Source organism: Kitasatospora sp. NPDC101176 (assembly GCF_044768035.1).
GTDB lineage: Bacteria > Actinomycetota > Actinomycetes > Streptomycetales > Streptomycetaceae > Kitasatospora.
In genome coordinates, this window is the sequence record NZ_JBIWPA010000037.1 from 44,514 (window position 1) to 70,707 (window position 26,194).

At 76.4% G+C, this 26,194-nt stretch carries 25 protein-coding genes; 15 read left to right on the top strand and 10 right to left on the bottom strand.

Annotation, left to right across the window (positions count from 1 at the left end):
- Window positions 1-131 precede the first annotated feature (131 nt).
- A complete protein-coding gene (locus ACIRS1_RS33530; protein ID WP_402845941.1) occupies window positions 132-3,428 on the bottom strand; it encodes a sacsin N-terminal ATP-binding-like domain-containing protein in 3,297 nt (1,098 codons plus the stop codon).
- A gap of 178 nt (window positions 3,429-3,606) precedes the next feature.
- Window positions 3,607-4,488 (bottom strand): DUF3027 domain-containing protein, encoded by an 882-nt coding sequence (locus tag ACIRS1_RS33535; RefSeq protein ID WP_360212590.1) that lies wholly within the window; start codon window positions 4,486-4,488, stop codon window positions 3,607-3,609.
- A gap of 618 nt (window positions 4,489-5,106) precedes the next feature.
- Between ACIRS1_RS33535 and ACIRS1_RS33540 the strand changes: the two genes are divergently transcribed.
- The 4 genes from ACIRS1_RS33540 (at window position 5,107) to ACIRS1_RS33555 (ending at window position 8,660) form a co-directional block, all read left to right on the top strand.
- Window positions 5,107-6,453: an MFS transporter gene (locus ACIRS1_RS33540; protein ID WP_402845992.1), complete on the top strand. Its 1,347-nt coding sequence runs from the start codon at window positions 5,107-5,109 to the stop codon at window positions 6,451-6,453.
- Window positions 6,454-6,525: 72 nt separating this feature from the next.
- Entirely contained in the window at window positions 6,526-7,056 is a 531-nt protein-coding gene (locus ACIRS1_RS33545; protein ID WP_360212592.1) for a hypothetical protein, read from the top strand.
- 10 nt (window positions 7,057-7,066) lie between these two features.
- Window positions 7,067-7,816, top strand: a complete 750-nt coding sequence (locus ACIRS1_RS33550) for a futalosine hydrolase (RefSeq protein WP_402845944.1) — start codon at window positions 7,067-7,069, stop codon at window positions 7,814-7,816.
- The gene (locus ACIRS1_RS33555) at window positions 7,809-8,660 is read left to right on the top strand and encodes a 1,4-dihydroxy-6-naphthoate synthase (protein WP_360212596.1); all 852 of its coding nucleotides are present in this window, start codon (window positions 7,809-7,811) and stop codon (window positions 8,658-8,660) included. Before ACIRS1_RS33550 ends, ACIRS1_RS33555 begins: the two co-directional genes overlap by 8 nt.
- Window positions 8,661-8,691: 31 nt before the next feature.
- On the opposite strand, the gene ACIRS1_RS33560 is transcribed toward ACIRS1_RS33555, so the two are convergent.
- Window positions 8,692-9,075: a cold-shock protein gene (locus ACIRS1_RS33560; RefSeq protein WP_360212598.1), complete on the bottom strand. Its 384-nt coding sequence runs from the start codon at window positions 9,073-9,075 to the stop codon at window positions 8,692-8,694.
- A gap of 483 nt (window positions 9,076-9,558) precedes the next feature.
- On the opposite strand from ACIRS1_RS33560, the gene ACIRS1_RS33565 reads away from it, so the two are divergent.
- Entirely contained in the window at window positions 9,559-9,795 is a 237-nt protein-coding gene (locus ACIRS1_RS33565) for a hypothetical protein (RefSeq protein ID WP_402845946.1), read from the top strand.
- Here ACIRS1_RS33565 and ACIRS1_RS33570 read toward each other — a convergent pair.
- Entirely contained in the window at window positions 9,792-10,424 is a 633-nt protein-coding gene (locus tag ACIRS1_RS33570; protein ID WP_402845948.1) for an HAD family hydrolase, read from the bottom strand. The genes ACIRS1_RS33565 and ACIRS1_RS33570 overlap by 4 nt on opposite strands.
- A gap of 99 nt (window positions 10,425-10,523) precedes the next feature.
- Between ACIRS1_RS33570 and ACIRS1_RS33575 the strand changes: the two genes are divergently transcribed.
- The 4 genes from ACIRS1_RS33575 (at window position 10,524) to ACIRS1_RS33590 (ending at window position 14,596) form a co-directional block, all read left to right on the top strand.
- Window positions 10,524-11,564 (top strand): FecCD family ABC transporter permease, encoded by a 1,041-nt coding sequence (locus ACIRS1_RS33575; RefSeq protein WP_402845950.1) that lies wholly within the window; start codon window positions 10,524-10,526, stop codon window positions 11,562-11,564.
- Complete coding sequence (locus ACIRS1_RS33580; RefSeq protein WP_402845951.1) at window positions 11,561-12,607, top strand: FecCD family ABC transporter permease; 1,047 nt, start codon at window positions 11,561-11,563, stop codon at window positions 12,605-12,607. Before ACIRS1_RS33575 ends, ACIRS1_RS33580 begins: the two co-directional genes overlap by 4 nt.
- Window positions 12,607-13,413: an ABC transporter ATP-binding protein gene (locus ACIRS1_RS33585; protein WP_402845953.1), complete on the top strand. Its 807-nt coding sequence runs from the start codon at window positions 12,607-12,609 to the stop codon at window positions 13,411-13,413. Before ACIRS1_RS33580 ends, ACIRS1_RS33585 begins: the two co-directional genes overlap by 1 nt.
- A 190-nt stretch (window positions 13,414-13,603) precedes the next feature.
- On the top strand, window positions 13,604-14,596 hold the full coding sequence (locus ACIRS1_RS33590) for an ABC transporter substrate-binding protein (RefSeq protein WP_402845955.1): 993 nt from the start codon (window positions 13,604-13,606) through the stop codon (window positions 14,594-14,596).
- Between the two features lie 62 nt (window positions 14,597-14,658).
- Here the strand turns inward: ACIRS1_RS33590 and ACIRS1_RS33595 are convergent, their stop codons facing one another.
- Complete coding sequence (locus ACIRS1_RS33595; protein WP_387900800.1) at window positions 14,659-15,555, bottom strand: LysR family transcriptional regulator; 897 nt, start codon at window positions 15,553-15,555, stop codon at window positions 14,659-14,661.
- A 70-nt stretch (window positions 15,556-15,625) separates the two neighbouring features.
- On the opposite strand from ACIRS1_RS33595, the gene ACIRS1_RS33600 reads away from it, so the two are divergent.
- Together ACIRS1_RS33600 and ACIRS1_RS33605 are read left to right on the top strand one after the other, a co-directional pair.
- Window positions 15,626-15,988, top strand: a complete 363-nt coding sequence (locus ACIRS1_RS33600) for a nuclear transport factor 2 family protein (protein ID WP_402845957.1) — start codon at window positions 15,626-15,628, stop codon at window positions 15,986-15,988.
- 204 nt (window positions 15,989-16,192) lie between these two features.
- Window positions 16,193-16,897 carry a VC0807 family protein gene (locus ACIRS1_RS33605; RefSeq protein ID WP_402845958.1) on the top strand — a complete coding sequence of 235 codons (705 nt, stop codon included), beginning with the start codon at window positions 16,193-16,195 and terminating at the stop codon, window positions 16,895-16,897.
- A 101-nt stretch (window positions 16,898-16,998) separates the two neighbouring features.
- On the opposite strand, the gene ACIRS1_RS33610 is transcribed toward ACIRS1_RS33605, so the two are convergent.
- The gene (locus ACIRS1_RS33610) at window positions 16,999-17,613 is read right to left on the bottom strand and encodes a TetR/AcrR family transcriptional regulator (protein WP_402845960.1); all 615 of its coding nucleotides are present in this window, start codon (window positions 17,611-17,613) and stop codon (window positions 16,999-17,001) included.
- Window positions 17,614-17,675: 62 nt separating this feature from the next.
- Between ACIRS1_RS33610 and ACIRS1_RS33615 the strand changes: the two genes are divergently transcribed.
- The gene (locus ACIRS1_RS33615) at window positions 17,676-18,542 is read left to right on the top strand and encodes an alpha/beta fold hydrolase (protein WP_402845961.1); all 867 of its coding nucleotides are present in this window, start codon (window positions 17,676-17,678) and stop codon (window positions 18,540-18,542) included.
- Window positions 18,543-18,560: 18 nt separating this feature from the next.
- Here ACIRS1_RS33615 and ACIRS1_RS33620 read toward each other — a convergent pair whose 3' ends face one another.
- Window positions 18,561-19,103 (bottom strand): hypothetical protein, encoded by a 543-nt coding sequence (locus tag ACIRS1_RS33620; RefSeq protein ID WP_402845963.1) that lies wholly within the window; start codon window positions 19,101-19,103, stop codon window positions 18,561-18,563.
- A 211-nt stretch (window positions 19,104-19,314) separates the two neighbouring features.
- On the opposite strand from ACIRS1_RS33620, the gene ACIRS1_RS33625 reads away from it, so the two are divergent.
- Entirely contained in the window at window positions 19,315-20,520 is a 1,206-nt protein-coding gene (locus tag ACIRS1_RS33625) for a PD-(D/E)XK nuclease family protein (RefSeq protein WP_402845965.1), read from the top strand.
- Window positions 20,521-20,628: 108 nt separating this feature from the next.
- Here ACIRS1_RS33625 and ACIRS1_RS33630 read toward each other — a convergent pair whose 3' ends face one another.
- Window positions 20,629-21,321 carry a hypothetical protein gene (locus tag ACIRS1_RS33630; RefSeq protein WP_402845967.1) on the bottom strand — a complete coding sequence of 231 codons (693 nt, stop codon included), beginning with the start codon at window positions 21,319-21,321 and terminating at the stop codon, window positions 20,629-20,631.
- 111 nt (window positions 21,322-21,432) lie between these two features.
- Between ACIRS1_RS33630 and ACIRS1_RS33635 the strand changes: the two genes are divergently transcribed.
- Entirely contained in the window at window positions 21,433-22,083 is a 651-nt protein-coding gene (locus ACIRS1_RS33635; protein ID WP_387900791.1) for a TetR/AcrR family transcriptional regulator, read from the top strand.
- 45 nt (window positions 22,084-22,128) lie between these two features.
- On the opposite strand, the gene ACIRS1_RS33640 is transcribed toward ACIRS1_RS33635, so the two are convergent.
- On the bottom strand, window positions 22,129-23,061 hold the full coding sequence (locus tag ACIRS1_RS33640; RefSeq protein ID WP_402845969.1) for a hypothetical protein: 933 nt from the start codon (window positions 23,059-23,061) through the stop codon (window positions 22,129-22,131).
- A 287-nt stretch (window positions 23,062-23,348) separates the two neighbouring features.
- Between ACIRS1_RS33640 and ACIRS1_RS33645 the strand changes: the two genes are divergently transcribed.
- Window positions 23,349-25,850, top strand: coding sequence for a helicase-associated domain-containing protein (locus ACIRS1_RS33645; RefSeq protein ID WP_402845970.1), 2,502 nt, complete (start codon window positions 23,349-23,351; stop codon window positions 25,848-25,850).
- Between the two features lie 19 nt (window positions 25,851-25,869).
- On the opposite strand, the gene ACIRS1_RS33650 is transcribed toward ACIRS1_RS33645, so the two are convergent.
- The gene (locus tag ACIRS1_RS33650) at window positions 25,870-26,121 is read right to left on the bottom strand and encodes a hypothetical protein (protein WP_360212634.1); all 252 of its coding nucleotides are present in this window, start codon (window positions 26,119-26,121) and stop codon (window positions 25,870-25,872) included.
- Between the last annotated feature and the right edge of the window lie 73 nt (window positions 26,122-26,194).

Genomic DNA, 26,194 nt, shown 5'->3' on the forward strand with positions numbered 1-26,194 from the left:
GCGGGGCCGGACCGGCCCGCCCTACGACCGGGACCGGACCGGGCGGCCGCCCCGCCCGCTCAGCCGGCCCCGCCCGGTCAGTCCGGTCAGTCCGGTCAGTCCGGTCAGTCCGGTCAGCCCGTTCGGCCCGGTCAGCCCTCGAAGTCCCGCGCCGCCGACAGCTCGTAGGCCCGGTCCGGCTCGCTGAGCGCGGCCAGCACCTCGAAGCGGCGGTGCCACTGCCCGACCGACCAGGCCAGCCCGGCCGCCAGGCCCTCCGGGGTGGCCGCGTGCAGCAGTCCGGGTACCGGCGGGAGCTCGAACTCGTCGTCCTCGTCGGCGGCCTCGGCCGTGTCCGGGTCGTACGGCGCCTCCGGCGCGTCCGCCCCGGTGTCCCAGCGCCAGTCCACCGCGGCCTCGGCGCCGTCCGGCCCGACCACCAGCAGCTCCTCGTGCTCCTCGTAGGCGACCGGGCAGCCGGGGAGCAGCTCCCGCACCACCGCGGGCACCCGGTGCAGCGTCCCCTCCGAGAGCACCCGCCCGCCGGCCACCTCGCTGGCGAGCGAGACGTGCAGCCGCTCGGCCAGGTCGGCGGCGAGCGCCGGGGCGACCGGCAGCAGCGGGTAGCCGTGCAGCAGCTGGACCAGGTCGGGGGCGTCCGCGACGACCGCCTCGGTGGCGTCGACGATCACCGTGTGGGCCGGGCGGCGGCCGGTGTCCCGGTCCAGCGGCGGCAGCGCCCGCACCACGTCCAGCGGTTCGATCCGCTCCGCGTCGACCCGGGCCAGCGCACTGTGCACGCCGTGCAGTTGGCGGTGCCCGATCTCGGACGCCGGGTCGGTGAGCCGGTCCAGCACCTCGTCGGGGCCGTGCGGCTCGGCCAGCAGCGCCGCCAGCGTGGTGCGCACGCCCAGCGCGTGCAGGAACTGCTCGTCCAGCGTGGTGCGGGCCTCGTCGTAGAGGCCGCGCAGCAGCGGGTCGGCCCCCGCGGCGCGCAGCCCGGCGGGCTCGCGGCCGTCGAGCACCGGGTGGTCGCGCAGCCACCAGGCGGTGTAGGGCGGCAGGTCGGCGTAGGAGCCGTCGGGCAGCAGGGTGCGGACGGGGTTGACCACGGCGTCCCGGTACGGCGGGCGGGCGAGGGCGGCGAGCGCCTCGGGCCACGCGTCGTCGTCGACCAGGTCGAGGTCGCGCACGGCCAGCAGTTCGGCGGCCACCGGCGGCACGCCCACCGCGTCGTCGGCGTGCAGGGTCTCCAGCACCTCCTCGGCCCACTCGGCCAGGCCGTCGGGCGCCTCGTCGAGCAGTCCGGTGGGGTGGCCGCCGGCCGCGCGGTCGGCGGGGGCGGTGGGGTCGAGGCGCTCCAGGTCGTCCGGGTCGAGCACCACGTCCTCGGCGCGGACCAGCACGAAGTCGGCCAGCACGCCGACGGCGGTCAGCACCTCCGGGCCCCACCGGTCCAGCAGCTCGTCGTCCACCCAGCCGGCGTCCTCCTCCCGGGCGAGGGCGGCGAACGGGCTTCCGGGCAGGACGAGTTCACCGGCCCGGGCGGGCTCGCCCTCGTCGTCGAGCAGGGCCAGCCGGGCCAGCCAGGGGTGCTCGCCGGGGGCCGGGGCGGCGGCCCTGACCAGCGCCAGGACGGCGTCGGCGAGGTCTGCAGCGGCGTCCGGGTCGTCCTCGGCCAGGTCGTGCGAGCGGGCGACGGCGGCGCGCACCTCAGGGGTGTCGAGGACACCGGCCGGGGTGGCGGTGCCGGCGCCGAGCCGGGCCAGCAGCGGGTGGGCGGCCTCCGGGTGGGCCAGCCGCAGGTCGAGGGCGGCGAGCGCGCCGGCCAGCGACTCGGGGTAGCCGGGGAAGGCCGCCCAGTCCGCGTCCTCCGAGGGCAGCAGGACCCTCCGGGGGCCGGTGACGGTGCGGCCGTCGGCGAGCGGCACGGGCAGCGCGCCGAGCGCCTCCGGGTCGGCCGCGCCCAGCGCCGCGTACAGGTTGCGCCACCAGGCGGGCTCGCGGTCGAGGCCGCCGAGCTGGTCGACCACGTCGGCGAGCGGCACCCGGCGCACGTTCAGCACCCGCAGCTCGGTGCGGCGCTCCAGGCCGGCCGGCAGCAGCCCGGGGAAGATCGGCGCGAGCGCCTCGACCACCGAGCCGTCGGCGCCCTCCAGCAGGGTGGCGTCCCGGGGCCGCAGCGCGGGCGTGCCCTCCTCCACCGGGGCCGGGTGGGGCAGGAACGGGGTGCCGGGCAGCCGGGCGAGGACGGCCGCCCGCAGCGCGCTGTCGAGCGCGCCCCGGCCGAGCGGCCCGGGGACGAGTCCCAGCGAGCCGAGGTCGGCGCCGCGGGCCCGCAGCAGGTCGGCGTAGCTGTCGGCGGCGCGCTCGGTGAGGAAGTCGGCGAGCGGGCCGGCGGCCACGTGCCGGCGGGTGGAGTCCAGCGGGTAGGAGGCGATGAGCAGCGCGGGCAGGCCGATCGGCTCGTCGCTGGGGGTCGGGGCGTGCAGCACCGCGGCGATGCCGGGCGGCTGCGGGGTGCCGTCCGCGGCGACCGGCACGGCCCAGGTGACCGTCCAGTACGGGCGGGCGCGCTCCTCCGTCGGGCGGTCGGCGAGCAGTTCGGGAGCCAGGGTCCCGGTGGCGCCGGCGGTCTGCCAGACGGTCTGCCGCAGCCGGCCGCCCGCGTCGTCGGTGACGGTGACCTCGGTGACGCCGTCGGGGCGCGGCTCGGCGGCGGCCCGGGTGAGCGTCCGGGTGCCCTCCGGGGTCTCCACGACGACCTCGGCGAGGCCGGGCAGGGTCAGCAGCAGGGCGTCGTCGACGCCGGCCAGCAGACGGCGGGTCAGGTCCTCGGCGGCGGCGTCGCGCAGCGGCAGGACCACCACCGTGTCGTAGCCGTCCGGGGCCGGGCCCTCGGCCGCGAACGGCAGCCGCAGCAGCGGGACGTGGCCGTCCCGGCGGCGCAGTTCGTCGGCCAGCGCGGGCTGCGCGTCGGCCAGCGAGCGGGCCTCGCCGAGCGACCAGCGCACCCCGCCGGCGGCACCGAGCACGGCCGGCTCGTCGGTGACGGCGAGGACGGCGGCGAAGCCGACGCCGAACCGGCCGACGGCGGGTGCCTCGCCGCGCTTGGAGGAGGCGCGCAGGGTGGACAGCGACTCTACGGCGGCCGCGTCCAGCGGGGCCCCGGTGTTCGCGGCGGCCAGCACGCCGTCCGCGAGGGTGAGCCGCAGCCGGCCGGGACCGCGCCCGGCCCGGACCGCCGCGTCGGCGGCGTTCTGCGCCAACTCGACGACCAGGCGGTCGCGGTAGCCGCCGAGGGCGAGCTCCTCCTCGGCGTTGGCGTCCTCCCGGAACCGGGACGGCGAGGCGGCCCAGGCGTCCAGCACCCGTCGGCGCAGCGCGGCGCTCCCGAAGGGGTCCGCGAGGTGCTCGTCCGTGCTGCTGCCGATGATCCGAGGTTCCACTGGACCCGCCGCCTTCCGCCGCCCTGTACTTCGTACGGGGGGCATTCTCCCCCGCCGCGCCCCCTGCTCCGGACCGCGCCCCCGCCCGCGCCGCCCGGTCCCGCCCGCGGGCCTCCCACCTCCGGAAACGGAGCGGCCCGCCCCACCGGTTCGGTGGGGCGGGCCGCGGACCGCGTGCTCAGGAGTGCCCGAGCTCCTCCGCCGGGGCGTCCGGCTCGACCGAGCCGGAGGCCCGGTCCGGGTGCAGCTGCAGCGGCTCGACCACCAGCTCGTCCAGGATCAGCTCGGACGGCGCCGGCGGGGCCGGGATGACGGCCGCCTCGGAGTGCCCGCCGCAGCCATAGGCGAAGGAGACGATCTGGCCGTCGGCCGGGCCGAACTCGTTGCCGCACACGCCGAAGGCCTGACCGAGCGAGCCGCCGATCGGGATCAGGAAGCCGCAGCTGCCGCACGCGGCGGGCGCGGCCTGCGCCATCGGGGTCTGCGGGCCGTGGGCCTTCTCCCAGCGGTCGGCGGCCAGGTGCAGCCCCAGCCGGGAGAGCACCCGGCTGCGGCCCATGCCGAGCTCCTCGGCGACGGAGTTGATCTGCGCGCGGGCCGGCGCGGGCTGGATGCCCGGGTCGGTGACGACCAGGTCCTCCTCGGCCGCCAGGACGACCGCGGAGTTCGGCGCGGGCTCGTCCTCGCCGCTCCAGCCGGGCTCCAGACGGGCGTCGTCGGCGCCGGTCGGCAGCAGGTCGCCGGGGCCCATGTCGCCGGGGCGCAGCCGCTCGCTCCACGGCACCCACTCGGGGGCGAGGACGGCGTCGGGGCCGGGCAGCAGCACGACCTCGTCGAGGGTGACGTTCTTGGCGCGCGGGGCGCGGGCGACGGTCACCGCCCAGTGCCAGCCGCGGTAGGCCGCGTCGAGGCACTCGAAGGTGTGGGTGACGACGCGCTCGGCGTCCGCCTGGGCACCGAGGTGCGGCCCGACGGTCTCCGGTCCGACGGCCTCCTCGGCTGCCTGACGGGCGAGTTCGACGGCGTCGGCACAGAGCCGGTCGGGGGTACGGCTTCGCATCGCAGCACTCACGGCGTCGATTCTCTCCCAGTTCTTCTGTCGCCCACGGCGTGTTGCCTGTCCCGTCGCGGCTCGGTAGTCCCTCGTCCATTCTGCGCGACCGGAGGCCGCCGCGGGTACCGGCCGCGCCGCCCGTCCGGGCCTGCAGGGGCCCTGGCGCCCGATGACCGGACCCTGGGCAGGCTACCCGTCGGTCGGTGCCGCGGCACAGTCCGGGGCGGTACCGGCCGTTCCGGAGAGCGTGCCGGGCCGCGCCGAACGGGGTCGAATCCCGCGTCACCACGGCGATTCTGGGGCAGGATGGGCAATGTGGCGGACGAGAACCCGTCGCAGCACCCACTGCGCGCCTCGCAGGCCGGCAGCCCCGACGAGGCGACCGCCGTGCCGCGACAGCAGCCCCAGGTCCTCGCTGCGGGCGAACCGCAGCCGGGGGGCCCTCCCGCGCCGCCCACCGCCGTCGTGAGCCTCCTGAAGACCGCTCCCGGCCCCGGCCCCGGCCGGGGCGACGGGCCCGCCGGACACCCCGCGGACGACGCGGACGACACGGCGGTGCACACCCGGCACCTCACCGCCCTCGACGAGGACCTCGCCGAGGAGGCCGCCGAGCCGCACCGCAACCTGCTGGTCCGCACCGCCTCCGCGGCCGGCGCGCGCACCGGCCGGGTAGTGCACGGCACCGGCCGCCGGATCCGCAAGGCGACCTCCGCCGAGGGCGCCGGCGAGTCCGGCCTGGCGAAGCTGATCGAGCTGCACGCGCTGAACTCCTTCGGCGACATGCTGATCACCATCGCGCTGGCCTCGACCATCTTCTTCTCCGTGCCGACCGGCGAGGCCCGCGGCCGGGTCGCGCTCTACCTGCTGATCACGATGGCCCCGTTCGCAATCCTCGCCCCGGTGATCGGCCCGCTGCTGGACCGGCTGCCGCACGGCCGCCGGGCGGCGATGGCGATGTCGATGCTGGCCCGGGCGGTGCTGGCCTGGACGATGGCGGGGGTGATCGCGGGCGGCGGCCTGGCGCTGTACCCGGAGGCCCTGGGCGTGCTGGTGGCGTCCAAGGCCTACGGGGTGGTGCGCAGCGTCGTGGTGCCCCGGCTGCTGCCGAAGCAGCTGTCGCTCGTGAAGGCGAACTCCCGGGTCACCCTGGCCGGGCTGCTGGCCACCGGGGTGGCCGCCGGAGTGGGCGGCCTGCTGCACCTGATCGGGCCGGGCTGGCCGCTGCGCGGGGCCTTCCTGGTCTTCGTGATCGGCACCCTGATGGCCTTCCACCTGCCGCACGAGGTGGACTCGGCGAAGGGCGAGCAGCGGGCCGTCCTGCACGCCGAGGTCCACGGCGAGCACGCCCGGCCGGGAGCCAAGGCCCCGAAGGCCTCGCTGCGCACGGTCGGCCCGTCGGTGATCCTGGCGCTGCGGGCGATGTCGGCGCTGCGCTGGCTGGTCGGCTTCCTGGTGATGTTCCTGGCGTTCCTGCTGCGGGACGAGCCGATCGGCGGCCTGCAGCCGACGCTGGCGCTCGGCCTGGTGGCGCTCGCCGCGGGGACGGGCAACGCGCTGGGCTCGGTGCTGGGCTCCTGGCTGCGCACCCGCGGCCCGGAGGCGACGGTCACCGCGATGCTGCTGCTGGCGACCTGCGCCACCGCGGCGGCCGCGCTCTGGTACGGCGCGGTGACGGTGATCCTGGTCGCCGGCGTCGCCGGGGTGGCGGCCTCGCTGGGCAAGCTGGCGCTGGACGCGCTGATCCAGCGGGACGTCCCGGAGGCGGTGCGGACCTCGGCCTTCGCCCGTTCGGAGACGGTCCTGCAGCTGTCCTGGGTGGCGGGCGGCGCGGTCGGCATCGTGCTGCCGCTGAACGGGACGCTGGGGCTGTCGGTGGCCGCCGGGGTGGTCGGCCTGATGCTGCTGTGGACGGTCCGCTCGCTCTTCCGGGTGGGCCTGCGCCGGCGCCCGGCGGCACCCCGGGTGGCGTGACCGGGCTCAGGGCAACACGCGGTGGCCGACCCCCGCGTAGCGTGATCGGCGAAGCCCGGTAGATTCTGACGCATGAGCCTCAATACCCGTGTCATCGCCGCCCTCGGCGCCGTCGTCGTGGTCGGTGTCGCCACGGTCGGCACCTCCGTCGCCATCGCGAGCGACCAGACCGAGCACAGCTCCCACCGCGCGACCATCACGGTCGGCAACTCCTCGATCGCCGCGGACCCGCTCTGCTTCAACGGCGGCAGCCCGATCACCGAGGACCTGCAGCAGGAGTGCCAGGACAAGGCCACCCAGGCCCTCAAGGACGGCACCCTGCCGACCTCCGACGTCGTGGTCAGCGACAACGTGGGCGTCGGCGTCTCCCCGAACGTGGCCGACCGCGGCTGGTGGGCCTTCACCAACGGCGGCTCGCAGGGCCAGGGCGGGCGCTACAGCCTGTTCTCGTACGCCAAGGGCGCGACCTACTCCGGCTCCCAGCAGGCCGCCAAGCTGCTGAACGCCTCCGGCAAGACCCTGGTCACCGTCGTCGAGGGCGACAAGAACTCGGACAACCCGGTCGCCGTCTGGTACTTCCAGCTGAACACCCAGGACAACTGACGGCCCTGCGGTGACCGCGCACGCGCCCGCCGACGGGCGGAACGAGCAGTCGGGCCCCGGGCGGGCCCGGCTGCTCGTCGTCGTCGCGGTGCCCGCCGAGGCCGAGGCCGTCCTGCGCGGGCTGGGCGGCACGGCCGCCGCGCTGCCGCTGCCCGGCGGGGGCCTGCACCGCGCCCAGGACGCCCCGGTCGACGTGCTGGCCGGCGGGGTCGGCCCGGCGGCCTCCGCGGCCGCCACCGCCGCCGCGCTGGGGGCGCACGACTACGCCCTGGTCGTCTCCGCCGGCATCGCCGGCGGCTTCGCCCCGCACGCCCCGGTCGGCGCCACCGTGCTGGCCGCGGCGATCGTCGCCGCCGACCTCGGAGCCGAGACCGGGGACGGCTTCGCCGACGTCACCGAGCTCGGCTTCGGCACCGTCCGGCACACCCCTCCCGCGGCGGCCGTCGCCCGCGCCGCCGGGGCGCTGGGCGCCCTCACCGGACCGGTGCTGACCGTCTCCACCGTCACCGGCAGCGCGCGGCGGGCCGCCGAGCTGGCCGCGCGCCACCCGGGCGCCCTCGCCGAGGCGATGGAGGGCTTCGGCGTGGCCGAGGCCGCCGCCCGACACGGCGTACCGGTGCTGGAGCTGCGGACCGTCTCCAACCCGGTGGGCCCGCGCGACCGGGCCGCCTGGCGGATCGGCCAGGCCCTGGGCGCCCTGGAGGCGGCCTTCGCCGCGCTGCCCGTCACCGAACTGATCGAGGAGGCCGGCCGTGGCTGAACGGCTGAGCATCGCGTACTCGCCCTGCCCGAACGACACCTTCGTCTTCCACGCGTGGGCGCACGGCCTGGTGGCCGGCGCGGACGCCCCCGAGGTGACCTTCGCGGACATCGACGTCACCAACGGCTTGGCCGAACGCGGCGAACTGGACGTGCTGAAGATCAGCTACGGCGCGCTGCCCTGGGTCCTCGACGAGTACGCCCTGCTGCCCTGCGGCGGCGCGCTGGGGCGCGGCTGCGGCCCGCTGGTGCTCACCCGGCCCGGGACCGCGGCGCCGGCGGACCTCACCGGGAGGACCGTGGCGGTGCCGTCCGAGCGGTCCACCGCCTACCTGCTGTTCCGACTCTGGGCGGCCGGGGCGGTGCCCGGCGGGTTCGGCGAGATCGTCGTCCTGCCGTTCCACGAGATCATGCCCGCCGTCCGGGACGGCCGGGTGGACGCCGGCCTGGTGATCCACGAGGCCCGCTTCACCTACCGGCAGTACGGGCTGCACAGCCTGGCCGACATGGGCGAGGCCTGGGAGCGGGAGACCGGGCTGCCGATCCCGCTCGGCGCGATCGTCGCGCGGCGCTCGCTGGGCGCCGAACGGCTGCGCGAGCTGGCCGGGACGATCCGCGCCTCCGTCCGGCAGGCCTGGGACGACCCGGCGGCCAGCCGCGGGTACGTGCTGGCGCACGCCCAGGAGATGGACCCGGCCGTCGCGGACCAGCACATCGGCCTCTACGTGAACGAGTTCACCGCGGACCTCGGCGAGGAGGGCTACGCGGCCGTGCGCGCGCTGCTCACCCGGGCCGCCGCGGAGGGGCTGGTGCCCCCGCTCGACCCGGGTGCGCTGGCGTTCTGAAGCCGGCCGCCACGGCCGGGGCCCGCGGGCCTCAGACGTCGAACTGGTCGGCCACCGCGCGCAGCAGGCCGGCCAGCTTCTGGCCCGTCGGCTTGGCCGGGTAGCGGCCGTGCTGCAGGCCCGGCAGCACCGCGTCCAGCGTGGTGATCAGGTCCTGGACGATCGGCGCCATGTCGTCGGCGCTCTTGCGCTGGGCGGCGGCCACCGACGGCAGCGCCTCCAGCAGCTGCACGGCCATCGCCTGGTCGCCGCGGTGGCCGGCGACCACACCGAACTCGACCCGCTGGCCGGGCTTGAGCACGGTGACACCGGCGGGCAGCGCCTTGGTGTGGACGAAGACGTCGCCGCCGTCGTCGCGCGACAGGAAGCCGAAGCCCTTCGTCTCGTTGAACCACTTGACCTGGCCGGTGGGCATCTCGAACAGTCCTCGAATGGGTGTGAGGGATCCCGGCCCTGGCCGGGGATCACTGGGTGGTGGGAAAGGCGGACGACCTCGGCTCGGCGCCCGCGGGCGCTCACGGTCGGCACGCTGTCAGGAGCAGACTAACGGTCCGTCACTGCCTCATCCGCGTTCCGCGGAAGATCCGCGACCGGGGCCCGGAGCGGGCGGTGCGGACGCGGCGATCTCGCTGTCGCGGGCGACCCGGCCCTGGCACGGCCGCGGCGCGACTCGGCGCGGTCCATCGGCTCACACCCCCGGGTCTGAGGACACGGGGCGCACCTGTCGCACCCCTCGGCACCCCCTGCATACCCCCGCTCAGCAGGGATCAAAACGTTCAGCTTCCGAGAAACTGCGCAACGTGACCGGACCGCTCCGGTGGGCGGGCCCGGCCGCCGCTCTGCCAGACTGGACGCCCCGCCGGGCACCGCGCCCGCCAGCCCCGAGGAGCGAGCAGACGTGAGCAGCCAGAGCGCCGACCCCGGCGACGTGTACGTCAAGGCCGGCACCGTGGTGTTCGGCCTGGGCGCGCTCGCCACCCTGGTCACCTTCGTCCCGCTGTTCCTGCACCTGACGCCGCTGCCGACGGCCGCGTACTGGCTGAGCATGCTGATGCCGGCCGGGTTCCTGTCCGCGCTGGTCGGGCTGCTGCGCAACGCGCGGGCCCAGCGCCGGCGGGCGGAGTCCGCCGGCTAGCGCGTTCCCGCGAGGTGGGCGGCGAGCCAGGCCGGGAACCCGGTGAGGTCCGCCAGGACCACGTCCGCGCCCGCCGCGCGCAGCTCGTCCGCGCCGTAGGGGCCGGTGGCCACGCCGACCGCGACGGCGTCCGCGTGCCGGGCGCCCCGGATGTCGCCGAGGTGGTCGCCGACGTAGACGCTCGCGCCGTGCTCGCGCAGCGCGTCACCCTTGGTCTCCGCCCACAGGTCGCCGACCAGCGCGTCCGCGTGGAGGCCGGCGTGCTCCAGGTGCAGCCGGGCGTTCGGCTCGTACTTGCCGGTGATCACCGCGACCCGGCCGCCGTGGCTGCGGACCGCCTCGACGGCGGCGTGCGCGCCGGGCAGGGCGACGGTCGGGGCGAAGGCGTGGTCGCGGTAGAGCTCGCGGTAGCGGGCGGCGGCGCGCTCCACCTCCTCCTCCGGGTACCAGTTGCGGATCTCGTCCAGCAGCGGCGGGCCGAGCCGGGTGACCACGAGGTCGGCGTCGATGGGGGTGCCGGTCTCGGCCGAGAGCGCCAGATAGGTGGCGTGGATACCCGGCCGGGTGTCCAGCAGCGTCATGTCGAGGTCGAAACCGACGGTGAGCGGGGCGGCGGAGGTCTCGGGCATGCCGCCAGGCTATCCAACCGCCGGCGCCCCCGACGAGGGGATTTGCCCCGGCTTCGCGACGGAACTTAGGTTTGCCTGAGTTGTCTGCGGAGAGGCCTCATGACCGACACCACCGACACCACCGCGCCGCCCGGCGCAGGACGGACGCCGCACCGGCGAATACCGTGGCTCGCCGCCGCACTGGCGGTGCTGGCCGTCGCGGTGCTGCTGAGCCTGGCGGTCGGCAGCCGCACCGTCCCGCTCGGTGACACCGTCGACGCCCTGCTGCACGGCGGCGGCACGGCGGACGCCGTCGTCGTGCGCGAACTGCGGCTGCCGCGCACCGTCGTCGGGCTGGCCGTCGGCGCCGCGCTCGGCCTCGCCGGCGCCGTCATGCAGGGCCTCACCCGCAACCCGATCGCCGACCCCGGCATCCTCGGGGTCTCCCAGGGCGCGGCCGCCGGCGTGGTCGTCGCCATCTCCGGGTTCGGCGTCTCCACCCTGACCGGGTACGTGTGGTTCGGCTTCGCCGGGGCCGTCGTCGCCACCGTGCTGGTGTACGGCCTGGCCGGGCGCGGCCGGGGCGGGGCCACCCCGGTCAAACTGGCGCTGGCCGGCTCGGCGGCGTCCGCCTTCATCGCCTCGCTCAACACCCTGGTGCTGACCACCGACGCCGCCACCATGGACCGGTTCCGCTTCTGGCACGTCGGCTCGCTCTCCGGGCGGACCTCGGACGTCGCCTGGCAGCTGCTGCCGTTCCTGGCGGTCGGCACGGTGCTGGTGGTCGCGGTCGCACGCGGTCTGGACGCGCTGGCGCTCGGCGAGGACACCGCCAAGGGGCTGGGCGCCAGGACCGGCCTGGTCCGGGCGGTCGGCGCGCTCGGGGCGACGGTGCTGACCGGCTCGGCCGTCGCCGCGGCCGGGCCGATCGCCTTCGTCGGCCTCGCCGTCCCGCACGCGGCCCGGGCCGTCGCCGGGGCGGACCACCGCTGGGTCCTCGCCTTCTCGGCCGTGCTCGGCCCGGCCCTGCTGCTGCTCGCGGACACGCTCGGGCGGGTGCTCTTCCCGCCGTCCGAGGTCCCGGCCGGCGTGATGACGGCGCTGGTCGGCGTACCCGTCCTGGTGGCCCTGGTCCGGCGGCGGAAGGTGGTCGCCGCATGAGCTCCGTCTCCCTGCCGGGGTACACCGCGCTGCGGGCCGGGCGGGCCTCGGTCCTGCTGCACCGCCGCTCGGCGGCGGTGGCGCTGGGCCTGCTGGTCGCCCTGGCGGCGGCCGCGGTGGCCTCGCTCTGCCTCGGCGAGTCCGCCGTGTCGCCGGTCGAGGTGGTGAAGGTGGTGCTGGGCCGGCCGAGTCCGCACGAGCTGGTGGTGGGCGAGTTCCGGCTGCCGCGGGTGGTGGTCGGGCTGCTGGTCGGTACGGCGTTCGGGCTGGCCGGGGCGCTGATCCAGACCGTCGCCCGGAACCCGCTGGCCAGCCCCGACGTGGTGGGCGTGACCTGGGGCGCGACCGCCACCGTGGTCGGCCTGACGGCCTACGGCGTGGTCGGCTCGACCGGGCAGGCGCCGTACGCTGCGGTGGCCGGCGGCCTGGCGGCCGGCTGCCTGGTCTACGCGCTGGCCTGGCGGCGCGGCCTGCACGCGCAGCGGCTCGTCCTGATCGGCATCGGGATCAGCGTGGCGCTCTCCTCGCTCACCTCGGTCTTCCTGACCAAGGGCGACGCCTTCCAGGCACAGGCCGCGAAGGTCTGGATGACGGGCAGTCTGAACGGCGCCGGCTACGACCAGGCCGGCTGGCTGGCGCGGGTGCTGCTGGCGGCCGTCCCGGTCGCCCTGTGGGCGGCGCGCGCCCAGCGCTCGATCTCCTTCGACGACGCGACGGCCGTCGGCCTGGGCCTGCGGCTGGACCGGATCCGGCTCGGCACGGCACTGCTGGGCGTCGTGCTGGCCTCCTGCGCGGCGGGCGCCGCCGGCCCGGTCGACTTCGTGGCCCTGATGGCGCCGCAGATCGCGCTGCGGCTGGCCCGGTCCGCGCAGGTCCCGCTGTTCTGCTCGGCGCTGACCGGCGCGCTGGTGGTCGTGCTGGCCGACCTGATCGCCCGGCGGCTGCTGGCACCCACCGAACTGCCGGTGGGCGTGGTGACCGGGCTGGTCGGCGCGCCCTACCTGATGTGGCTGCTGATCCGATCCCGTCGTGGAGGTTCCTGATGACCGCACACCGCCTGGAGGCCCGGGGCCTCACCCTGGCCTACGAGGCGCGCACGGTCGTCGACGACCTGGACGTGCGGATCCCGGACGGCCGGGTGACCGTGATCGTCGGCCCGAACGCCTGCGGCAAGTCGACCCTGCTGCGCGCGCTGGGCCGGCTGCTCAAGCCGGTCCGGGGCGCGGTGCTGCTGGACGGCGAGGAGCTGGCGCGGATCCCGACCAAGCGGATCGCCCAGCGGCTCGGCCTGCTGCCGCAGTCGCCGACCGCCCCGGAGGGCATCTCGGTGGCGGACCTCGTCGCCCGCGGCCGGCAACCGCACCAGAGCTGGTGGCGGCAGTGGTCGGCCGAGGACGAGGCGGCCGTCGCGGAGGCGCTGGAGCGGACGTCGACGGCGGACCTGGCCGCGCGCAGCATGGACGAGCTCTCCGGCGGCCAGCGCCAGCGCGCCTGGATCGCGATGGCACTGGCCCAGGGCACCGACATCCTGCTCCTCGACGAGCCGACCACCTACCTGGACATCGCGCACCAGGTGGAGGTGCTGGACCTGGTCCGCCGGCTGAACGTCGAACGCGGCCGGACGGTGGTGGCGGTGCTGCACGACCTCAACCAGGCCGCGCGGTACGCGGACCACCTGGTGGCGATGCGGGACGGCCGGGTGGTGGCGCAGGGCCCGCCCGGGGAGGTGGTGACGGCCGGGCTGGTGCGGGAGGTCTTCGGGCTGGACTCGGTGGTGGTGCCGGATCCGGTCACGGGCACGCCGCTGGTCGTCCCGGGCGCCCCCTGGGCGGCGACGGTGGACGCCTGACCGACCGGCGCAGGGCTGGGGGCGGTCAGGCGGCCCGTTCGTGGCGGGGGGGGACGGCGGGGGGACGGCGGGGGGACGCGGGGGGACGGCGGGCACGCCATCGGCACGGCGCGGGTACTTAACGGAAATCCAGCCATCAACCCGGACATAATCGACGCGCCCCCGAAGTCCGACCGTCCGAGGACCGCCGATGCACCGGATCACCCGCCGTTCGTTCCTCACCGGCCTCGGCGGGGCCGCCGTCGGCGCGACCGGCCTGACGGCCTGCACGACGGGCCGGCCGGCCCCGCCCACCACCGACAGCGTCGGCACCGACCCCTCCGCCTCCCCGACCCCGCCGCCACCCGTCACGGTGGACACCGCCGCCGGCCCGGTGGTGGTGCCGGGCGCTCCGCTGCGGGTGGTCGTCCTGGACACGGACGCACTGGACTCGGCGCTGACCCTCGGCATCACCCCGGTCGGCGCCGCGCTCCCCGCCGCCGACACCCGGTTCCCGGAGTACTGGCCGGACTCCCGGGTCGCCGGGATCCGCCTGATCGGCCCGGCCGGCGCACCGGACCTGACCGCGGTCCGGGCGCTGCGGCCGGACCTCCTGCTGTCCAACCAGACCCGCGACGGCGACCGGTACGACCGGCTGCGGGAGATCGCACCGACCGTCCTCACCCAGACCAGCGGCGCGCCGTGGAAGGCGAACGTCCAGCTGCACGCCCAGGCACTGAGCCGGGAGGACGCGGCGGCGGCCTTCGCCGGCGCCTACCAGAAGCACGCCGGGCAGGTGGCGCAGTCGCTGTCGGCGGCGAAGCTGTCGGGCCGCCGGGTGAGCCTGGTGCGGTTCGTCGAGGGCGGCGGGATCCGGATGTTCGGGCGGCAGAGCTTCCCCGGGACGGTGCTGGCCGACGCCCAGGTGGCGCGACCGGACGCCCAGAACGTCGACCAGTCCGACGTCGAGGTCCCGCTGGACCAGATCGGGCGGGCGGACGGCGACCTACTGCTCTACGCCACGTACGGCGACCCGGAGCGGGCGGGCACCGCCGCGGCGCTGGCCAGCCCCGGCTGGCAGGCGCTCGGGGCGGTGCGGGCGCACCGGGCCTTCCCGGTGGACGACCAGCTGTGGTTCCAGGGCATCGGCTACACCGGCGCCAACTTCGTGCTGGACGAGCTGCAGCGCTTCCTGGGGGCCTGAGCCGCGGCCTGGCGCGGGGCGGCGACGCGCAGCGGTCCAGCGCGGTGGTCGAGTGCGGCCGTTCAGCGCGGCGGCTCCCCGGCGGGGCCGGCCAGCGCCGCGCGCAGCCTCGCGTACAGCAGCCGGACGGCCGGCGAGTGCTGGTCGGGGCGGGCGGCCAGGCCGAGGCGGGACCGCGTCGCCGCGTCGACGACGGGGACGGCCCGCAGGCCCTCGCCGTCCATGGAGGACGGGCTCAGGACGGCGACGCCCGCGCCGCGCCGGGCGAGCAGGAGCAGGGTGGCCGGGGAACTGGCGTCGATGTCCACCCGCGGCTCCAGGCCGAGCAGTCCGCAGGAGTGCTCGTAGGCGGCACGGATGCCGGTGCCCGGGGAGAGGCAGAGGATCTTCTCGTCGCGCAGGTCGGCGAGCGTCAGCCCGTCCCGGTCCAGGCGGTGGCCGACCGGGACGACGGCGGCGACCGGCTCGTCGAGGACGACGGTGACGTCCAGGCCGGGGGCGGGGTCGCCGGCGAAGCCGATCAGGGCCAGGTCGAGGGCGCCGGCCAGCACCTGCGCCTGGAGGCGCTCCGAGTGGCCCTCGTGCAGGCTCAGTTCGATGCCGGGATGGGTGCGGCCGAGGTCGGCGACGACGTCGAGGAACGGCGGGATCGAGCAGCCCATGATCATCCCGAGTCGGACCCGGCCGCGGACGGCGTCGGCGAACTCGGCGGCGGTGTGCCGGATGGCGTCCAGGGTGGCGAGCGCGTCCTTGGCCAGCGGGAGGACCGCCTCCCCGGCCGGGGTGAGACGGACGCGACCCCGCCCGGAGCGGTCGACGAGCTGCTGGCCCAGCTCGCGTTCGAGCTTGGCGACCTGGGTGCTGACCCCGGACTGGCTGACGTGCAGACGCATCGCGGCGGCCGTGAACGATCCCTCGTCGACGACGGCGGCGAAGTAGCGCAGCTGGTGCATCTCCATAATCAGGAACGATAGTCGGCATCTGATCCATCTGTTGGACGGATCGATCGGGCGGGCAGAGGATGGATCCATGACGACGACGAGGACTGCACGCGAGATTTCCGAGACCTACTTCGCGGCCTGGGAGGCGGGCGACTTCGAGACGCTGCGCGGGCTGCTGGCGGAGGACGTCGACTTCGTGGGGACACTGGGCACCGCCTCCGGGGCGGAGGAGGCGCTGAACGGGCTGCGGCGGCTCGGACAGGTGCTGGAGCGGATCGAGGTGCACGGCCGGGTGGCGGAGGGCAACGACGTGATCACCTGGTTCGACCTGCACACCTCCGTCGCGGACCCGACGACGACGGCGAACTGGACGCACGTGGAGAACGGGCGGATCGCCCGGATCCGCGTCACCTTCGACCCGCGCGGACTGCTGGCGGGCTTCGACCGCTGACCGGGCCGCGGCGGCGGGCGGAGCGGCGGGCGGAGGAGGCTGCGGAGGCCGGTGCCCCACGGGGGCGGGCACCGGCCTCCGCGGTGCGGGCCCGGGATCGCGACCCCGGCAGTGATCCACAGAGCACTACCGGCTAGGCGACCGACCGACCGGTCCGCCACAATGGGCGCGCTCCATCCGCACCACCTCGGGGGAATCAACAGAGTGTCAACTTCCATCGCCCCGGCCGCTCCCGCGCGCAAGGGCAAGGCCGCCGCACTCGGCTGGCTGGTCAGCCTCACCTTCAACGTCGCGGCGCCGATCCTCATCTACAACCAGCTGCACGACCACGGCTACAGCGAGTCCGCCGCCATCCTGCTCTCGGGCCTCGGACCGGTGCTGGACACCGTCATCTACCTCGCCTGGCACCGCCGGATCGACGAGTTCGCCGTGGTCTCGCTGGTCTTCGTCGGGCTCTCGCTCGTCGTCGCGCTGATCGGGCCGCAGGACCCGAAGATGCTGCTGGCCAAGGACTCGTTCGTCTCGGGCCTGCTCGGGGTGTTCTACCTCGCCTCGCTCGCCGCGCCCCGGCCGATCATGTTCTACTTCGGCCGCAAGTTCGCCACCGACGGCACCCCGGAGATGGTCTCCTGGTGGAACGGCATGTGGCAGTACCCGGGCTTCCGCCGCGTCCAGCGCAACCTGACCATCGTGTGGGGCACCGCCTTCGTCCTGGAGGCGGTCCTGCGGATCGCGCTCGTCTACACGATGCCGCACGGCACCGTGGTGACCGTCAACAGCATCCTCCCGTACGCGGTGCTCGGCGGCCTGGTCTACTTCACGATCGCCTACGCCAAGCGGGCCGGCGCCCGCGGCCGGGCCCAGGCCGAGGCCCAGGCCCGGGCGGCCGCAGCCCCCGCCGCGGCCTGATCACGACGGACGACCCGCAGCGCCTCCCCGGCCCGTGCCGGGCGGGGCGCTGCGCGCATCGGGCGGTCACGGCGCGTCCGGCCCGGAGCCGGACGGCCGGGCTAGACCCGGCCGCCGGGCGCGGACGGGCGGAAGAGCTCGTCCAGGTGGTGGGTGAGGACGGCCAGCGCGGCGCGGCCGTCGCGCTGACCGCCGAGCACGCTCGACCCCAGGCCGTTGACCATCGCCAGCAGTCCGGCGGCCGTCATCCCGGCGTCCCGCTCCCGGTCGATCCCGCCGCTCTCCTGTGCCGCCCGGAGCTGCCGGGCGAGGAAGCCCTCCAGCAGGTCGGGCTGACCGGCCCCGGTACGGCCCATCACCTCGGGGTCGTCGAGCACCAGCGCGTAGTAGGCGGTGTAGGTCCGGGTGATCCGGCGGCTCTCCTCGTCCGTCGGCAGGATGCTCGACAGGATCGCCGTCACCACCTCCCGCGGGGCGCGCGCGTCGCCGATCCACCGCTGCATGCGGGCCTGGAGCTGGGTGCCGAGCCGGGCGAAGGCGTCGAGCAGCAGCCCCTCCTTCGTCGTGAAGTAGTACTGCACGAGGCGCAGCGAGACGCCGGCCTCCGTCGCGACGGCCCGCATGCTGGCCGACTTCAGGCCGTCGGTGGCCGCGATCCGCAGCAGCGCCTCGGCGATCTGCCGCCGGCGCTCCTCGTGGTCGGGCTTCGTGGTCATGGTGCGGCCTCCGCTCACCGACTCCTGGTACATCCGTATCATGCCTGTGATACATCTGTACCATGCGAATCAGCGAGTTCCGGAACACCAAGACCGAAGACCGCTTCCGCGCCGCCTACGAACGCGCCCTGGCCCAGCTCTGGCCGGGCCACCGCACGACCCTCGACCTGCCGACCTCCTTCGGCACCACCCGCGTCTACCGCACCGGCCCCGACCGCGGACGGCCGCTCGTGCTGCTGCCCGGCTCCGGCGGCAACGCCCTGATGTGGCACCGGTACGTCGCGCCGCTCGCCGAGCACCACCCCGTCATCGCCGTCGACACCGTCGGCGAACCCGGCGCCAGCATCCAGACCGCCCCCGTCCGCGACGGCCGCGACGGAGCCGCCTGGCTCGACGAACTCCTCACCGCCCTGGGGCTGTCCGACCCCCACCTGGTCGGCTGCTCCTACGGCGGCTGGCTGGCGCTCCAGCACCGGCTCCACCGCCCCGGCCGCACCGCCGGCCTCACCCTCGTCGACCCGGCCGGCCTCGCCGACCCCGGCCGGCGCTTCTACACCTGGCTGATCGCCGGCGGCCTCGCCGCCACCGCCCCGCGGCCCCTGCGCCCCCGACTGGCCCGCCTCGTCGACAACAGCACCATCCTGGAGACCGAGCTGATGACCCTCGTCCGCGCCTCCCTCGGCTTCCGCCGCGCACTCCCCCCGGCCACCACCCTCGACGAACGGGAGCTCGCCCGGCTCGCCGGCCTCCCGACCCTCGTCCTGCTCGGCGAACGCAGCGCCCTGCACGACGCCCACCGGGCGGCCGCCCGGCTCGCCCCGCACGCGCGGGTCGAGATCGTCCCCGGCGCCGGCCACGCCCTCCCCACCGACGCGCCCGGGCTCGTCGTCTCCCGGATCCTCACCTCGGCCGCCGGGCAGGCCGCCTGACTCCGCGCCGCCCCCGCCTCAGCCCTCCCCCGGACCGTCACCGCCGCCCTCGTCGGGGCCCTCGTCACCGTCCTCCGCGTCGTCGTCCTCCGCGTCGTCGTCCGCGTCGCCCTCCGGCGGCGGCGCGAGGACGATCGGTGGGTCGTCCCCGGCGGCGAGCGCCTCCCCGACCGGGGTGCCGGCCGCGGCCCTGACCACCAGCGTGCCCTCCCAGAGCCGGGCGGCGAGTTCCGGCCCGACGGCCGCCTCGGCCCGCAGCACCACGACGGCCCGCGGGTCGACGGCCGACCGGACGGGGAAACCGGCCGGATCGACACCCACCTGCTCCAGCGCGAACGGGTACACCGCGACGTCCACGGCCAACCGGCCCCCCGCCCACGCGTGCTCGGCCCAGCCGTCGGTCTGCACCAGGTGGAACACCCCGTCGCCCTCGTGGCAGTACGACCCCAGCCGGTTCAGGGCGCGCTCGCCGGGGCCGCCCTCCGGGTCGACGAGCAGCACGGCCACCGGCACCAGGGGTGCGTCGGGGTACAGGCCGGAACGGACGGACAGTCGGGCCATCGGCCACCTCCACGGCACGGGAGCGGTTCGGACCGGTGCGGGCCACCGTCGGCACGGGCGGGTGCCGGCACCGGTGCGGAGCCAGTACACACCGGCCCGCCGACACCCCGGCCGGCCCCGCGTCACGACTGCGCATCGGCAGCGCCGACGGACCGCCCGGCGCACGCCCGGGCTGCGAGGATCGGTCGGGAACACGACCGGGGAGGGGACGGTGGCCGCACCGAACGGAACGCCGGCGGACGCCGACCGGTGGTCGGCCGCCGAGGCGGAGATCACCCGCCTGAACACCGCCGGACTCTGGATGCCCGGCCCCACCACCGTGCTGGACGTCCTGGGGTCCGACCGCAGGGAACGCTCGCACCAGCTGCTGATCGGCTGGCTGCTCGACCCCCGCCGCCCGCACGGCCTCGGCACCGCCGTCCTCGCCGGGCTGCTCGCCACCGCGGGACGCGCGGACCTCGCCGCCGCCGACGGGCTCCACCGGGCCCGGGTCGAGCTGGAGGTGGTGCGGGCGCGGTCGCGCGCGGACATCGTCGTCACCGCGCCCGCGTTCAAGCTGGTGATCGAGCTGAAGGTGGACGCCGCCGAGGGCCCCCGGCAGACCGAACGCCTCGCCGACGACCACGCCCAACCACAGCCGCTCGTCCTGCTGTTCCTCACGCTCGACGGCGACGCTCCCGCCGACGGCCGCTTCACCGCGGTGTCGCTGCGCACCTTCGCGCGGGTGCTCCGCCGCGCCCTCGCCGACACCCCGCGCCCCGCGCACGCCCACCGCGGCCGGGAGACCGCCGCGGACCTCCTGGAGACCTTGGAGAGGATGACCGGCATGGCTCCGGCGAACCAGGCGGCAGCCCGGCTCTGGCTCGGTCACGGCGAGCACCTGCTCGACGCCCGGGCGGCGGCCCGCGACGTGCTCACCCGGCTGCCTGCCGCCGTCGGCACCGCGCTCGGCGGGCTCGGCCTGGCCGGGCCGGTGCGGGTCGTCGCCCCGTTCGACTACCGGGCCGAGGGCCGCACCAGGACCGGCGGCGAGCCCGAGACCTACCCCGAACGCGCCGTCCTGCTGACCAGACCCGCCTGGTGCACCGCCGACGGGAGGCCGCGCGCAGGCATCGGCCTCGGCTCCCGGGCCAAGCCCGACCCCTTCGAGAAGCGGGGGCAGTTGCGCCCGTTCCTGGGGATCCGGGCGACGGATCCGGCCGTCTACGACCACCTGGACGAAGCCTGCGAGCCCCTCGTGGGGGAGGCGCCCTGGGACTGGTGGCCGCGCTGGGAGTACCTCGACCTCGCGCTGCCGGCGGACGGCGAGGACCTGGTCGAGGCCTACGCGATGCGGGCGGCCGTCCGCATCGCGGACTGGTGGGAACGCCACCACGCGCTGGTGGACCGGGCGCTGCGGGCGGCGGGGCCGGCGTAGCGCCCGGTCGGGTCGTGGTCGGTCGGGCCGCGTCGCTGTCGGGCCGCGTCGTGCCCGGTCGGGTCGTGGTGGGTCGGGCCGCGTTGCGCTGGGGCGCAGCGCGCTCCGTCAGGCCGCGTCGTGCTCGGCCCGGTCGGCCGTCCGGTCCGTCTTCGGGCGGGTGACCAGGCCGCGGGCGGCGTGGACCGCCGCGGCGAGCGCGAAACCGTAGACCGCCACCAGGCCGTGGCCGTTGTCCTGGGCGAGCCACATGGCCAGGCCGAGCACCGGGACGCCGACCGCCAGGGCGCGCTCCTTGGCGAGGCCGGTGCGGGTGAGCAGCGCGAGGGCGAGGGTGGCGCCGAGGAAGTAGGTGGCACCGGAGCTGCCGGCGAAGTTGCGCGGGTCGGTGCTGGGGCCGTCGCCGAAGCCGAGCAGGTCGTCGATCCGGCCGGGCAGCAGGACGCCGGCGAGGAAGAAGGCGAGGGTGAGCGGGCCGCCCCAGTACCACTGGGCGAGCGCGGCGACGGCGGCGAGGGTGGCGAGGTTCCAGACGCCGCCGCCGAGGCCGCCGTTCTGCATGAACACCGAGGTGAACTCGCGCCACCAGCCGGACTTGGCGGGGTCCGCGTCGAGCGCGTCCATGGCACCGGACCAGAGCAGCTGGAGCAGGACGCCGCCGACGGCGATCGCCGTCAGCGCGACGGCCGCCCAGGGGACGGGCCGCCCGCGCAGGGTGTCGCGGCCGACGACGCCGAGCCCGCAGTTGACCATCATGACCATCAGCGCGGCCGTGGTCACGTTGAAGACGATCGCCTCCATGTCCTGGCCCTCCCCCCCGGTTGCGGCGTTTTCCAACACCGTTCGAAACCTGCTGGCGCAAAGCTAGCACAGTTTTCGAACGGTGTTGGAAAAGGCTGTACGGTGGTCCCCATGAAGCTCACCAAGGAGCGCATCGTCGCCGCGGGCATGGCCGTCTTCGCCGAGGTCGGGTACCACAACCTGTCCATGCGTCAGGTCGCCGACCGCCTCGACGCCCACGCCGGAAGCCTCTACTACCACGTGCGTGGCAAGGACGAACTGCTCGCGCTGATGGCCGACCGGGTCTGCCGACAGGCCTACGACGCCGGCACCGAGGCCCTGACCTCCCTCCCGCCCACCGCCACCTGGCAGGACCGGATCGAGGCCCAGGCCACCACCCTGCGCCACGCCATCCGCCGGCACCCGGGCGGCGCGCTGCTGCTCGCCGAGAGCCCCGGCGTCCTCAGCACCGGCGGCCTGTCCCTGATGGAGCGCCTGCTGCGCACCCTCCTCGACGCCGGCCTGCCCGAAGCCCACTGCGGCATCGCCGCCGACACCCTGCTCAGCCACGCGACCGGCTTCGTCCTCCAGGAGCAGAACCAGCCGGCCTCGCCGCCCGCCGTCACCGCCGAGCGCTACGCCGACCTGTGCGCGCGGTTCCCGCTGATCATGGGCGGGGCGATGCCCCGGCTGACCCAGGACGAGAAGTTCACCCGGAGCATCCGCCAGCTCTGCACCGGCTTCGCCGCCCTCGTACCGAAGGACGGCGCGGCCGACGGGTGACCGCCGGGCCCCCGGCTGACGAGCCAGCCTGTGGACGGCTGCCCGTCAGCCCTGCTGCGGCGGCCGGCGCCGCAGGCTGAGCAGCAGCAGGACCACCGCCGACAGCACCGCCGACAGCCGCAGCACTCCCGGCGCCGCCGACCAGCTGATCTGGGTCAGCTGGGAGCCCGCCTGCACACCGGCACCGCCCTGGGCGCCCTGCTTGGCCTGCATGGCGTGCAGGGTGGCCGCGCTCATGGTGATCAGCGGCACCCCGAGGATGGCGAACTTGCGCATCAGATCCGAGAGTTGCCTGGACAGGTAGCCCAGCGCCCACCCCACCAGCATGGCCGGGAAGAAGCTCGACACCGCACCGCCGACCAGCATCCCGCAGGAGAGCAGGATCAGCAGCGACGGCCGGCGCACCCCCGCCGCGGCGCCCGCACCCGGCTGGTCGGCGGGTGCCGGGCCCGCGGCCGGCTTGGCCTTGGCCTGCTCCGCGGCGGCCGCCTTCGCCCGGGCCTTCCGCTGCTTCCGCCCCTTCCCCGCGGCCGCGTCGGCCGTCCCGGCGGCCGCCCCGGCCCCCGCCGCGGGCTCGGCGCCGGCCCGCTGCTCGGGGACGGCCTTCGGCGGAGCCGGCGGCGCGTCCGAGAAGTTGAGCAGCACCAGGTCCCAGCCGTTGGCCCCCGAGCTGTACACCTGCGGTGGCGGGAGGGCGTCCGGGTCCTGCTCGGCCGCCGCCTCGAAGCGGGGCTTGTCCATCGACACCGGCGAGCTCGCGGCCGCCCGCGGCGGGTCCAGCGGCACCGACGGGGTCACGCCGCCCGCGCCCCCGGTGGCCGGCACGTCGTAGACGCCGTCCCCGTCGGACGCCGCGGCGGCTCCCCCGGCGGCACCGGCGCCGTCAGCCGGCCCGGGCACGGCCGGGCCGCTCCCGGCCCCGCCCCCCGAACGGTCGCTCCACGGCCCGCTCTTGCGCCACCACTCGCCGTCCGTCATCACCGACACCCCGCCTCGCGCCCGAACCCCGGCCCACCGGACCACCCTCGGCCGTGACGCTACCCACCCCGCCCCCGACCACGCGAGTCCCCGCGACCGGAACCCCGCCCCGAGCCCCCGCGCGGAACCCCGGACCGGAGCACCCGGCCGACCCCCCGACCGGACCGGCGGCCCGCAACGCCCGGCCGGATGCCCGGCAGCCCCCGGCCGGACCCACCGCGCAACCCCGGCTCCGCGGCCGCCGGACGGACACCCCGCCGCCCGCCCGCCCGACTAACCTAGGTCGAATGACCACACAGCAGGGACCTCAACGCCAGGGGCGGTCCGCCGCCGGCCCCCGCACCCTCGCCGAGGAGCTGCGCGCCCGCCCCGACGACGCGCTCGCCACCCTGCTCCGCTCCCGCCCCGACCTGCTCAACCCCGTCCCCGGCGACCTCACCCAGCTGTCCGCCCGGCTCTCCTCCCGGGCATCGGCCCTGCGCGCCCTGGAGCGCCTGGACCGCTTCACCCTGCAGGTCGCCGAGGCCCTGGCCACCGCACCGGACGGCACCGGCCTGGCCGCCGTGCGCACCCTGCTGACCGGCCCGGCGAAGGTCCGGCCGCACCCCGGCGCGACCCCGCTGACCCCCGCCGACCGGTCCGCGGTGGCCGCCGCCCTGCCCCGGGCGGTCGCCACCCTGCGCGACCGGGCCCTGCTCTGGGGCCCGGACAACGGCCTGCGGCTGGTCCTCGCGGTGCGCGAGGCGCTCGCCCCGACCGCCGCCAACCCGGGCCGCACCGGCCTCGGCCCGACCCTCGCCGACGCCACGATCGGCATGTCCCCGGCCCGGCTGCAGCAGTTGCTCGCCTCCGCCGGGCAGCCCGCCACGCCGGACCCGGTCACCGCCGTCGCCGCGCTCACCGCGCTGCTGAGCGACCGCGCCCGCTGCTCGGCGCTGCTGGAGACCGCCCCCGAACCCGCACTGCGGCTGCTGGAACGACTGGTCTGGGGCCCGCCGACCGGCACCGTCCCGGACGCCACCCGCCCGGTCACCGCGGCGGACGCGCAGAGCCCGGTCGAATGGCTGCTGGCCCGCGGCCTGCTGCTGCCCAGCGGCCCCGGCAGCGTGGTGCTGCCGCGCGAGCTGGCCCTGCACCTGCGCGGCGGTCGCACCCACCGCACCGTCGAACCGGTCCAGCCCGAGCCCGCGCCGGCCGCCCCCGCGCGTGATCCACAGGCTGTGGACAACGCCGCCGCCGGCCAGGCCCACACCGCCGTCAGGACCGTCGAGGAGCTGCTCGACGGCTGGGGCCTCACCCCGCCGCCCACCCTGCGCGCCGGCGGCCTCGGCGTCCGCGACCTCAAGCGGACCGCCCAGACCCTGGAGACCACCGAGCAGCAGGCCGCCTTCTGGCTCGAACTCGCCTACACCGCCGGGCTGCTGGCCCCCGACGGCGACGCCGACGAACGCTGGGCCCCGACGCCGGCCTACGACACCTGGCTCCAGCAGGACACCGCCGAGCGCTGGTCCCTGCTCGCCGGCGCCTGGCTCGCGGCCACCCGCGTCCCCGCCCTGACCGGCACCCCCGACGGCAAGGGCAAGCCCCGGGCCGCGCTCGGCCCCGAACTCGACCGCACGCTCGCCCCCTCCGTCCGCCGCGCCGCCCTCGCCCTGCTCGCCGAACTCCCGCCCGGCACCCCCGCCACCGCGGCCGACCTGCTGCCCACCCTGCGCTGGCAGCGGCCGCTGCGCGGCGGACCGACCGGCCCGGACGGCCACGAGCTGCGCGAGGACCTCACCACCTGGACCCTCGCCGAGGCCGAACTCCTCGGCATCACCGGCCGCGGCGCGCTCGCCGCCCCGGCCCGTGCGCTGCTCACCGCCGAGTCCGACCCGGCCGAGGTGCTCGCCCCGCTGCTGCCGCGCCCGCTCGACCACGTGATCCTCCAGCCGGACCTCACCGCGATCGCCCCCGGCCCGCTGCTGACCCCGCTCGCGCAGGCGCTCGCCCTCTGCGCCGACATCGAGTCCAAGGGCGGCGCCACCGTCTACCGGTTCACCCCGGTCTCGGTGCGCCGCGCCCTGGACGCCGGCCGCACCGCCGCCGACCTGCGGGCCTTCCTGGAGCAGCACAGCCGCACGCCCGTCCCGCAGCCGCTCGGCTACCTGATCGACGACGTCGCCCGCCGGCACGGCGTCCTGCGCGTCGGCGCCGCCTCGTCCTACCTGCGCTGCGACGACCCGTCCCTGCTGAACGAGGTCCTCGCCGACCGCCGCTCCGCCGACCTGCGCCTGCGGCTGCTCGCGCCCACCGTCCTGGCCGCCCAGGCCGCCCCGGACGTCCTGCTCGCCGCCCTGCGGACGATGGGCTACGCCCCGGCCGCCGAGTCCGCGGAGGGAGACGTCCTGATCACCCGCCCGGACAGCCACCGCACGCCGCCGCGCACCGCCCCGACCCCCGTCCCGGACGGCCCGCCCACCCCGGACGACGTGCTGCTCGCCGCCGCCATCAAGGCCGTCCGGGCCGGCGACCGGGCCGCCACGGCCAACCGTCGCGAACCCGCCCCCGACCCGCGCCAGCTGCCGCGCACCGCCGCCGCCGAGACGCTGGCCGCCCTGCAGACCGCCGTCCTGCTCGGCGAGCGGATGTGGATCGGCTACCTCAACGCCGAGGGCATCGCGAGCCAGCGCATCATCGACCCGGTCAAGGTCGAGGGCGGCTTCGTCACCGCCTTCGACCACCACGCCGACGAGCTCCGCACCTTCGCCCTCCACCGCATCACCGGCGTCGCCGAGCTGGACGAGTAGGCCCGGCGGGCGCCCCGCGCTAGTGCCCCTTCGCCTCCTTCACCTTCTCCTTGACGGCCTGGTCCGCCAGGGTGCCGATCTGCCCCTGCCCGACCGGCAGCTCCCCGCCGCTGACCACGTCCGCGAGCAGGAAGCCGGGCGCCGCCAACGGCCCGCCGGGCCCCTCCCCGATCCCCGCGAGGGCGTGCGCGGAGCCGGCGGAGGAGGCGGTGGCCGCGAGGGCCGAGCCCATCAGGGCGAGGGCGGTGAGAACACGCTTCGACTTGTTCATGACCGGCTCAACGAGCGATGCGCGGGCGGGTCACCCGGCGCGATTGCCCACCGCGCGCACCCGGCGCAGGCTG